The organism is Priestia flexa NBRC 15715, assembly GCF_001591565.1.
Taxonomy (GTDB): domain Bacteria; phylum Bacillota; class Bacilli; order Bacillales; family Bacillaceae_H; genus Priestia; species Priestia flexa.
The window spans coordinates 21,498-31,501 of sequence record NZ_BCVD01000034.1 but is presented as its reverse complement, the minus strand read 5'-3'; the positions used below and the strand labels follow the sequence as shown (position 1 = coordinate 31,501).

General features: G+C 36.3%; 14 protein-coding genes. 8 read left to right on the top strand and 6 right to left on the bottom strand.

The annotated features are described in order from the left end of the window. Positions 1 to 2 precede the first annotated feature (2 nt). Both BFL01S_RS08075 and BFL01S_RS08070 read right to left on the bottom strand, forming a co-directional pair. Entirely contained in the window at positions 3 to 194 is a 192-nt protein-coding gene (locus BFL01S_RS08075) for a hypothetical protein (protein ID WP_025908066.1), read from the bottom strand. Between the two features lie 119 nt (positions 195 to 313). Further along, positions 314 to 850 carry an HD domain-containing protein gene (locus BFL01S_RS08070; RefSeq protein ID WP_025908067.1) on the bottom strand — a complete coding sequence of 179 codons (537 nt, stop codon included), beginning with the start codon at positions 848 to 850 and terminating at the stop codon, positions 314 to 316. A 280-nt stretch (positions 851 to 1,130) separates the two neighbouring features. Between BFL01S_RS08070 and BFL01S_RS08065 the strand changes: the two genes are divergently transcribed. After that, on the top strand, positions 1,131 to 1,514 hold the full coding sequence (locus tag BFL01S_RS08065; RefSeq protein WP_061785396.1) for a hotdog fold thioesterase: 384 nt from the start codon (positions 1,131 to 1,133) through the stop codon (positions 1,512 to 1,514). Between the two features lie 230 nt (positions 1,515 to 1,744). After that, positions 1,745 to 2,359, top strand: coding sequence for a 3'-5' exonuclease KapD (kapD, locus tag BFL01S_RS08060; protein ID WP_061785395.1), 615 nt, complete (start codon positions 1,745 to 1,747; stop codon positions 2,357 to 2,359). Between the two features lie 35 nt (positions 2,360 to 2,394). Here the strand turns inward: kapD and kapB are convergent, their stop codons facing one another. Next, on the bottom strand, positions 2,395 to 2,778 hold the full coding sequence (gene kapB, locus BFL01S_RS08055; RefSeq protein ID WP_025908070.1) for a kinase-associated lipoprotein KapB: 384 nt from the start codon (positions 2,776 to 2,778) through the stop codon (positions 2,395 to 2,397). Between the two features lie 90 nt (positions 2,779 to 2,868). Here kapB and BFL01S_RS08050 point away from each other — a divergent pair, with 90 nt between their 5' ends. Together BFL01S_RS08050 and BFL01S_RS08045 are read left to right on the top strand one after the other, a co-directional pair. Continuing rightward, positions 2,869 to 3,039 (top strand): hypothetical protein, encoded by a 171-nt coding sequence (locus BFL01S_RS08050; RefSeq protein ID WP_258957845.1) that lies wholly within the window; start codon positions 2,869 to 2,871, stop codon positions 3,037 to 3,039. A gap of 98 nt (positions 3,040 to 3,137) precedes the next feature. After that, positions 3,138 to 3,668: a superoxide dismutase family protein gene (locus tag BFL01S_RS08045; RefSeq protein ID WP_061785393.1), complete on the top strand. Its 531-nt coding sequence runs from the start codon at positions 3,138 to 3,140 to the stop codon at positions 3,666 to 3,668. 35 nt (positions 3,669 to 3,703) lie between these two features. Here BFL01S_RS08045 and BFL01S_RS08040 read toward each other — a convergent pair whose 3' ends face one another. Then, positions 3,704 to 4,876: a MalY/PatB family protein gene (locus BFL01S_RS08040; RefSeq protein WP_025908073.1), complete on the bottom strand. Its 1,173-nt coding sequence runs from the start codon at positions 4,874 to 4,876 to the stop codon at positions 3,704 to 3,706. Positions 4,877 to 5,072: 196 nt separating this feature from the next. Beyond that, a complete protein-coding gene (locus BFL01S_RS08035; RefSeq protein ID WP_061785392.1) occupies positions 5,073 to 5,900 on the bottom strand; it encodes an alpha/beta fold hydrolase in 828 nt (275 codons plus the stop codon). A gap of 159 nt (positions 5,901 to 6,059) precedes the next feature. On the opposite strand from BFL01S_RS08035, the gene BFL01S_RS08030 reads away from it, so the two are divergent. The 3 genes from BFL01S_RS08030 to yugI all read left to right on the top strand — a co-directional run bounded on the left by BFL01S_RS08030 (position 6,060) and on the right by yugI (position 8,326). Then, positions 6,060 to 6,560, top strand: a complete 501-nt coding sequence (locus BFL01S_RS08030) for an Lrp/AsnC family transcriptional regulator (protein WP_061785391.1) — start codon at positions 6,060 to 6,062, stop codon at positions 6,558 to 6,560. Continuing rightward, positions 6,560 to 7,720: an aminotransferase gene (locus BFL01S_RS08025; protein WP_061785390.1), complete on the top strand. Its 1,161-nt coding sequence runs from the start codon at positions 6,560 to 6,562 to the stop codon at positions 7,718 to 7,720. The genes BFL01S_RS08030 and BFL01S_RS08025 overlap by 1 nt, the downstream gene beginning before the upstream one ends. A 207-nt stretch (positions 7,721 to 7,927) precedes the next feature. After that, positions 7,928 to 8,326 (top strand): S1 domain-containing post-transcriptional regulator GSP13, encoded by a 399-nt coding sequence (yugI, locus tag BFL01S_RS08020; RefSeq protein WP_025908077.1) that lies wholly within the window; start codon positions 7,928 to 7,930, stop codon positions 8,324 to 8,326. A 44-nt stretch (positions 8,327 to 8,370) separates the two neighbouring features. Here yugI and BFL01S_RS08015 read toward each other — a convergent pair whose 3' ends face one another. Continuing rightward, on the bottom strand, positions 8,371 to 8,601 hold the full coding sequence (locus tag BFL01S_RS08015) for a DUF378 domain-containing protein (protein WP_025908078.1): 231 nt from the start codon (positions 8,599 to 8,601) through the stop codon (positions 8,371 to 8,373). 210 nt (positions 8,602 to 8,811) lie between these two features. Here BFL01S_RS08015 and BFL01S_RS08010 point away from each other — a divergent pair, with 210 nt between their 5' ends. Further along, complete coding sequence (locus tag BFL01S_RS08010; protein ID WP_061785389.1) at positions 8,812 to 9,975, top strand: iron-containing alcohol dehydrogenase; 1,164 nt, start codon at positions 8,812 to 8,814, stop codon at positions 9,973 to 9,975. The last annotated feature ends 29 nt before the right edge of the window (positions 9,976 to 10,004 follow it).

The following is a 10,004-nucleotide window of genomic DNA, read 5'->3' as shown; positions in this document are numbered from 1 at the left end:
ATTTAAACTTGTGATAGTGTTGAAGCTGTTGAATCACATTGACCTAATGCAGCTTCAACAGCCTGTAAAGACTGCTCAATACGCTCACGATTTGAACCTTTTTCAACAGTTTGAAGAGCTTGCTCTAGGCTAGTCTTAGCAGCTGTTAATGATGTGCATGAATCTTGCACAAATCCTCTAGCATTTTTTTGCATGGTATGTACCTCCTTTGTAATTTAGAATCCTTATGTAGTATTTGCGAATATATGGGAATTATAAGGTTTATTTTTGTACATAAAAAAAGGATTAACTTTTAATAAAGAAGTTAATCCTTTTAGCCTAATTGCTTAAATTGTTCTGATCCAAGAATTCGTTCCACGTTTTGGTCAAGTTCTTCAATTTTCTTAACAGCTAAAGCATAATCCATTTGGCGATAATGGTGCTTTCCACCTGGCTCTTCGTCTGCTTCATCAGCTAATTTGACTACTTTTTGTAGCGGACGTTGATGAATGGTTCCTTCAGGTAAGTAAGAATCAGTGTGAAGTAAAATAGCTAAAGCAATTTCTTTTGCTGCTTGAGGTTCTTCCCCAAGACGTATTAATAATTTGTGGGCGCGCTCAGCTCCCTTGATTGCATGAATATCATTCTTTTTATATTTTTCATAGTCCCACTGACCATCTGTATACCATTCATAGTGACCAATATCGTGAAGTAGGGCCGCTTTAGTTGCTAAATCTGGGTTGACGTTGTACTGAGTGGATAAACGAAAAGCATGATACGCCACAGAAACTGCGTGAGCAACTCCAGATCTTGTTAAATATTTTTTAGCAATTGGGTGTGTGAAGATGTCTAGCAAAGTAACATGTCTCATCATATAATCCCTCCTAAAAAAAGACAGTAAAAAATTATTTCTAACAACAATAGCATATTTGAATAGAAAAAACAACGATAATGTTAGATGAATAAACATAGAAAATCCGTTGTATATTAGTTTATTCATATCGTGAAAACATGTACTTAATATTTTATTAAAATAGAAAAATGGACAAGCGCTACCAGTTGAGGTGAAAGGGTTTTAAACCTTTTGTGAAGAAGATAACCATTGTAAAATAAAAAGTATGCAGAAAAAAATGATATAGCGGAGGGATAAGATGAATACTGATAATACGTTATTAAGTACGCTAGGCATCGAAATAATTCACGCTAGCAAAGATTATGTAGAAGCGACCATGCCGGTAGATGAACGAACAAAGCAACCTTTTGGTTTACTACATGGCGGAGCATCTGTCGCATTAGCAGAGACAGTTGCTAGCTTGGGAGGGTTTTTAAGTATTGATCAAGAGCAGGAAATATGCGTAGGCTTAGAAATTAATGCAAATCATATTAAAGGAAAAAGAGATGGCGTAGTGACAGCTGTTGGTAAACCAATTCATAAAGGAAAAAAAACAGCTATCTGGGAAGTGGCGATTGTAGATGAGAAAGATGATCTAATTTGTATTTCCCGCTGTACGTTAGCAATACTGCCAAAAAAATAGCAAAAAGACAGGCTGTAAAAGTAAAAAAATTATAAAAGATATGGTGGATATCCTAATCATAGAGACATGCTTTGGAATATAGTAATAACAAAGCATTCTTTTTTTATTGTCCAAAAGAATATTCATAATATTATAAAATATCAATAGAAATAAACCTATCTTTTGCATAAGCGTGCTATAATTATAATAGCAGTCTCGTAGGCAGGTTTATTTAAAAAGGGGTGATAAAGATGAACAATTATGAACACTATGTCTTTATTGACTTTGAATTTACAATGCCCGAATACAAAGGGTATCCCAAAGGCTTTTTTCCTGAAATTATTGAAGTAGGGTTAGTTGCTGTAAGAAACCAAGAAATACAAGGCCGCTTTTCTTCGTATGTTAAACCCACTAGTTTTCCAAAGTTAACGGATCGCTGTAAAAGTTTTCTGCACATTCAGCAGAAACACGTAGATGATGGAATTACATTCGAACAGCTAATTCAGCAGTTAGGTCAGTATGAAAGCAGTACAATTATCACTTGGGGAAACATGGATATGAAAGTGCTCAAGCAAAATTGTCAAAAGCAAGGCTTGAAGTTTCCTTTAAAAGGAAAAGAAGTAGATTTGTCTATGGAATATAAGCGTTTCTTTGGAGATCAAAATCAAACAGGTTTATGGAAAGCTGTTCAAGAATATGGAAAAGAAGGAACGGGTAAGCATCACTGTGCGCTTGATGACGCTATGACTACATTTAATATTTTTAAGTTGGTAGAACAAGACAAACGCTATTTACAAAAGCCTGAACCTACTACAATTGGTGATCGGGTCGACTTTTCAAAGTTATTAAATAAATTTGCATTATAAAAGCCAAGTCACCGTAATGTGAATTGGCTTTTTGTTTAAAGTTTATAATCTTTTTGCAGTTGTTCGAGGCATTCAATACTTCTTGTTGCATAAGAATTATCTTTTAAAGAGAGCTCATGTATCAGTGCTGTTAAAGCATTCTCTAATGAATCTTTATATTGTGGAATCTCAGTTGTATATGCTTTAACCATTGGTTTTGGAATATTAGCTTGCTCGTTAAAAGCTAATGCACGGCGTTCATGAAAGAATGGAACATCTACTTGTTGAGGGTTATGTAAATCTCCTTGTTGAGGATGTTTGATAACCGCTTTTACTCGTACTACATAATGCTGGTCGCGTACTTGTGTAATTTCTCCAATGTATTTTCCAGTTTTGTATAAAGCAGTTACAGAATCACCAATTTCTAAACTCATATTTATCTCTCCTTTAAGTAATGTTCTATTTATTATTATAAGTCATTATAGTTTAAAGTTCATAGAGAAAGGGTGAAAATGATGCAAGCGATAATCATGAATCTATATCTTTATTTTCCAGAAGATAAAACAGAGTATATTCCAGCATTTATATGGATGTTTGTGTTTTTTATAGGAGCATTTCTGACATGGAGGTTTGTTATTAAAGTTTCCAAAAAAGAAGAAGAGAAAATAAAAGAGCTAGAGCGAAAACATTCAGCAGAGTGACCGTTTGTTCAGATAATAATGCAAGCGTTTAAAAATGAAAGTTGCTGGACAATCTATGGGAAGGTGAACCATAAGGGAATCTAAGATTGGAGGGCAACATGAAGAAGTTACTACTAATTGGCTGCATACCATTAGTAATGTTAGTGGGCTGTGGTGAAAAAGACATTTCGAATAAAGAAGTGAAAGTATATAACGCTGATGGAGATAGCCTAGGTAATATAAAGCTAAAAGAAGTATCTGACGGCGTAGAGATTACGTATCAATTGAAAGGACTACCTCCTGGTGAACACGGTGTACATATACATGAAAAAGGCGTGTGTAAAGCTCCTACGTTTAAAACAGCAGGTAATCATTTAAATCCAGATGATAAAAAGCATGGATTACTTCACCCGGATGGTCCAGAGGCTGGTGACTTAAAGAACATTATCGTAAAAGACGATGGGACTTTTGATGGGACAGATATGGCCCCTGAAGTGACATTAAAAGAGGGGAAAGGCTCCCTCATTAAAACGATGGAAGGCTCTTCTATCATTATTACAGAAAATAAAGATGATGGTATGTCTCAACCATCTGGAGATTCTGGTACGCGAATTGCTTGCGGTGTTATTACGAAAAAACAAGAAAAATAAACCAAAAGGACGCCTAAAAGCGTCCTTTTTTTAGGTTAAGACAGAGCAGCTTTTAACTTCTTTAAACCTTCTTTTAGCTGTTCTCGAGGGCAGCCGATGTTCAATCGAATAAAGCCTTTCCCTTCAGCTGCCCCGTATTTCACACCGCTTTCAACAGCGATTCCCCCTTTTGTTAATAGCAAGTTATGCAAATCTTCATCAGACATATTTAAAGCTCGGCAATCGATCCATAATAAGTAAGTCCCTTCAGGATTAATCACTTTGAGGGAAGGTAGGTTTTTTTTAATAAAGCTTCTAGTAAAGTCAATGTTCTCTTGTAAATATGCTAGCAGTTCGTTCAGCCAAATTTCTCCATGTGTATAAGCAGCCTCTAGGCCAATCGTACCAAATGTGTTTAATGTGAAAAAGCCTTGTTTGTGCTGCTGTTGTTGATATTTTTCGCGTAATTCGTTATTTGGGATGATAATTGCTGAAGCTTGTAAGCCAGGAACATTAAAGGTTTTGCTTGGTGCTATGCACGTAATGGTACGATTTTCAGCATCTTCATTAAGAGAGCTAATTGGAATATGAACAGACGGTTTATATACTAAGTCCGAATGAATTTCATCAGATAAAATTAATACATCATACTTTTTACAAAGCTCTGCAATTTTCTCTAGCTCACCGCGTTTCCATACTCTACCTATAGGGTTATGTGGGCTACATAAAATAAACATTTTCACCCCAGAAGCAAGCTGCTTTTCAAAAGATGAAAAATCAATTGAATAGCGATCCCCCTTTAAGTATAGAGGACTTTCTATTAATTTACGCTCGTTTACTTTTACCATTTCAAAGAACGGCGTGTATACGGGCGGTTGAATCAAGATTGAATCCCCTTTTTGTGTGTAAGCCTGTATGGCCATACTAATGGCAAAAACAATTCCTGGGCTGTATGTAATCCAATCTGCTTCAATGTTCCACTCATGTCGCTTTTGGACCCAAGAACGAACAGATTCATTCGTTGACTCAGTTGGGGTTGTGTATCCAAAAACACCGTGATCTACACGCTTAGCAATTTCCTTAACGACCTCTTCTGGAGCTGCAAAATCCATATCAGCTACCCAAAAAGGTAACAGGTCTTTTTTTCCAAAAAGATTTTCCATCCGGTCCCATTTCACAGAATTCGTGTTTATGCGATTAATCTTATTATTAAAGAAATCTTTCTTCATAATATGAGCCTCCATGTTAGGTGATTTTTAAATCTATCAAAGAGATTTAAATGACGATACGATGTCTTTATTCTGAATGCTTTGTCTTGAAAAAGTCAAAGAAGTTGCTGTCGAATGCTTAAGAGAAAAAACGCAATGCTTTTTAAATAAATGATAATAGCCCTGTCTTGTTGACAGGACTATATCTTTTTTAGTATTAGCTTGATAAGAAATCAACCATATAATTTCGGATATCGTCCGGGCACTCTTCCGGTAACAAATGTCCCGTGTCTTTTAACGAAATAAAAGTAGAGCTTGGCAAATCTTGTTGAAGCTTCTTACCTAAATGAAGAGGAACTACCCTGTCTTCTTCTCCCCATATCAACAAACTTGGTTTGTTAATTTTACGCAGATCTTTTTCTGATAAGTCTCCTTCTCGATCACGAATCATCTTTGATAATGACATGAAGATACGGTCGTCTAAAAACGGAGCGGTATACCCTTCAATCATTTCTTCATCAATAAGATCGTGGTTAAAAACGACATTTTGAAGGTTAGCTTTAACACCTTTGCGAGCTAGCCAAGTCTTGACCCATAAATAAAAAAATGGTAAATGCGACGACATAACGAGACCAGAATGCAATCGTCCTAGATAGGCAGAGCTACAAAGTAAAACTAGCTTGGATACGTATTGTGGCTGTAACTTAGCGATGTTTAAGCAAATTTGACCACCCATTGAGTGACCAGATAAAATCACTTGTTCTAACTTTAAATGCTCAATGATTTCTAAAACAGTTTTTGCTAAATTTTCATACGAATAGTGAAAAGTTAGTGATTTTTCACTTCGACCAAATGGTGGTAAGTCTATTGCAACAATTGAGAATTTCTGTTTCAATAATGGAATGAGTCTTCTAAAGCTAAAGCTAGATGATAGAAATCCGTGTATGAATACAATTGTTGGCTTTTTAGGGTCAAAATGATGTAATTCATAATATACGTGTACATTGTTAAATGAACGATAGTGTGCTGTCTCCGTTTGGATCATTTGTTTCTTCACTCCAGCTATCTTTTTTAACAGTTTGCCCAGCTATCTTATTTAGTTACATGCAAAATATAGAAGACGAACGTCAAATCTCAATGACTTATGAAATTTGTTATAATGTAAAAAGTGGGAATATTTGATTATTTTCAGGAGGTTATTTACATGTTTTTAGATGAAAAAGAACTAGAAATACTTGAGATTTTAGAAAGAAATAGTCGAATTTCAATAGATACAATTGCTAAGATGGTTGACCTACCCCTAGATGAAGCGACGCTGATTGTAAAAAAATTAGAACGTGAAAAAGTAATTGTTCAATATTCTACCGATATCAACTGGCGCCGAGTGGATGGGCATGAAGGCGTAACGGCTATGATTGACGTTAAGGTAGCTCCTAAAAGAGGCGTGGGGTTTGATGAGATTGCTGAAAGAATTTATCGATTCCAAGAAGTTAAGTCTGTTTATTTGATGTCTGGAGCTTATGATTTATCTGTTATTATCGAAGGGAAATCAATGTCTGAAGTAGCATTCTTTGTTTCGGAAAAACTTTCAACATTAGATTCGGTATTGTCCACAACGACGCATTTTATTTTAAAAAAATACAAACATGACGGAACGATTTATGAACAAGGTGATGAAGACCGTAGAATCGTGGTGTCTCCGTAATGAAAGAACGCTTGTCTAAGACAGTACAGAGCTTACAACCATCAGGAATTAGACGTTTTTTCGATTTAGCAGCGAGTATGGATAATGTTATCTCTCTTGGTGTTGGGGAGCCAGATTTTGTTACATCGTGGTCCGTACGCGAAGCCAGTATTTTATCACTTGAAAGAGGCTATACATCCTATACAGCGAATGCAGGTTTACTTGAGCTTCGTCAAGAACTAATGAATTATATGAAAAAGCAGTTTGGCGTTTCATATGATTATCAAAATGAAATTTTAGTTACGGTTGGAGGTAGCCAAGCATTAGACGTGGCAATGCGTGCTATTATTAATCCTGGTGATGAGATCGTTGTTGTAGAGCCAAACTTTGTTTCATATAGTCCACTCATAACGTTAGCTGGAGGTGTTCCAGTTCCTGTTGAAACAACGGCAGACACGGAATTTAAACTGCAGCCAGAACAGATTGAAGCGGTTATTACAAAACAGACAAAAGCGCTCGTGCTTTGTTCTCCCAATAACCCAACAGGTAGTTCATTAACTAAGGCGGAACTTGAAGCAATTGCTGATATTGTCATAAAATATGATTTATTAGTTATTACAGATGAAATTTATGCAGAGCTAACCTACGACGAGCCATTTACATCGATTGCTTCCATTGGTGCAATGAGAGATAGAACCATCATTGTCTCCGGCTTTTCAAAAGGTTTTGCAATGACAGGCTGGAGATTGGGATATATTTGCGCACCAGTAGATCTGTTACAAGCCATGTTGAAAATTCATCAATATACTATGATGTGTGCACCAACAATGGCCCAATACGGAGCAATTGAAGCGCTAAAAAACGGGTCACACGATGTAGAAGAAATGAGAAAAAGTTATCGACGAAGACGGAATTATATGGTCAAATCATTAAATGAAATTCAGCTTTCGTGCCATACACCAGGAGGGGCTTTTTATGTGTTTCCATCCATAAAAAAAACCGGCTTAACTTCTGAGCAATTTGCTGAACAGCTTCTCTTAGAAGAAAGAGTGGCAGTGGTGCCAGGTAGTGTTTTTGGGCTAGGAGGAGAGGGACACGTACGCTGTTCTTATGCTTCTTCCATGGAATCCTTAGAAGAAGCTATAAAACGTATTGGCCGTTTCATGCAAAATAAGTTATAATAGAAGAACCATGCTAATGAGCCATGTCAAAAGTTAGCATGGTTTATTTTTTGCGGATAGAATCAATTTTCTATTTATAATTTAAGGGAAATATGGGAAATAATAAAGTATAATAAATATAACTAGTTTTTGATTCAAAACGTGAACTGTGCTATAATTTTAAATTGGCTATAATGATGAAAATAAAAGGTATTTAGGAGTGTTCATATGTCAAAATTTGAAATCGGTACTGTTACAAAAGGAAAAGTAACGGGCATTCAACCATACGGTGCATTTGTTGCATTAGATGAAGAAACACAAGGTCTAGTTCATATCTCAGAAGTTAAACATGGCTTCGTAAAAGATATCAACGAGCACCTATCAGTTGGTGACGAAGTAAACGTGAAAGTTTTATCAGTAGATGAAGCAACTGGTAAAATTGGTTTATCAATTCGTGCTACAGAGCCAGCTCCAGAAAAAACAGAAGCAGCGCCTAAAAAGCAAGCAGCTAAAAAGCGTCAAGCAACTGTACAACACACTGAGTCTACTCAAGGATTCAACACATTAAAAGAAAAATTAGAAGAGTGGATTGAGCAATCAAACCGCGAAGATCTAATTAAAAAATAATGTTTAAAAAGCGCACTGCAGTCCAACTGCAGTGCGCTTTTTTCTTAATGGGTTGTTCTTGGTTCAGTACGCTCTACCTCTTCAGATGGTTTAAATAATAAGCCTAAGTTAATTAAACCAGCGATTCCCACTAATCCGTATACAATGCGAGAAAGGGCAGCAGATTGTCCACCGAAAATAGCTGCTACTAAATCGAATTGAAAAAATCCAATAAGTCCCCAGTTAATTGCTCCAATAATCGTTAATACTAACGCAAATCGTTGAACACCACTCATCTATTCTCCTCCTTTCTTTTTGTATTCACTCATTAGCTTTAGACGTTTAAGAAAAAATATTCGTGGAAAGAAACAAAGGAGAACATAGGCAAAAACGTTAGATAAATGCAGAGTGAAAAGAAGGGTTTTCGGAAATAATCTGTGAAAAGTCACTTTGCTTTACATCTTATTTATCGTTGTTCATAATGATGATTATTAGGAGGTTTTCTTATGAAAAATTTCACTTTTTATAATCCAACAAAATTAATTTTTGGTAAAGGCCAATTAGAACAATTAAAAACAGAAGCAGCTCGCTTCGGTAAAAAAATATTAGTCGTATACGGTGGCGGAAGCATTAAGCGAAACGGTTTATACGACCAAGTAATGAATGAGTTAAAAGAAATCAATGCAGAAGTATATGAGTTAGCGGGTGTTGAGCCCAACCCTCGTTTAACAACAGTAAGACGCGGAATTGAACTTTGCAAAGAACATGATATTGAGTTCTTGTTAGCAGTAGGTGGAGGAAGCGTAATTGATTGTACAAAAGCAATCGCTGCAGGTGCTAAATATGATGGCGATGTGTGGGATATTATTAATCGTGACGCTGTAGCGAAAGAAGCTCTTCCTTTTGGAACAGTTTTAACTCTAGCAGCAACAGGTTCAGAAATGAATGCAGGTTCTGTTATTACAAATTGGGAAACAAATGAAAAATACGGTTGGGGAAGCCCTGCTACATTCCCACAGTTTTCTATTTTAGATCCTGTTAACACATTTACAGTACCACAAAATCAAACTGTTTACGGTATGGTTGATATGATGAGCCATGTGTTTGAACAGTATTTTCATGATGCAACAAATACACCGCTTCAAGACCGCATGTGTGAAGGGGTTTTACGAACTGTTATTGAAACAGGTCCTAAATTAATAAATGATCTGGAAAATTATGAACTTCGCGAAACAATTCTATATAACGGTACAATTGCTCTAAACGGCATGTTACAAATGGGTCACCAAGGTGACTGGGCAAGTCATAACATCGAGCATGCAGTATCAGCTGTCTATGATATTCCTCATGCAGGTGGTTTGGCTATCTTATTCCCAAATTGGATGAAGCATGTTATGGATGAAAACGTAGAACGCTTCAAGCAAATGGCTGTACGCGTATTCGACGTCAAGACAGAAGGTAAAACAGATAAAGAAGTCGCTCTAGAAGGTGTTGAAAAGCTTCGTGAATTCTGGACAAGCTTAGGTGCTCCAACGCGCTTAGCTGATTATGAAATCGGTGAAGACAAATTAGACCTTATGGCTGATCGTGCAATGGCTAAAGGCGAATTTGGTCGTTTTAAAAAGCTAAATCGCGATGATGTAATGGCGATATTACGCGCTTCTCTATAATAAAAAAAATGCCCTGTGTTAACCAGCAC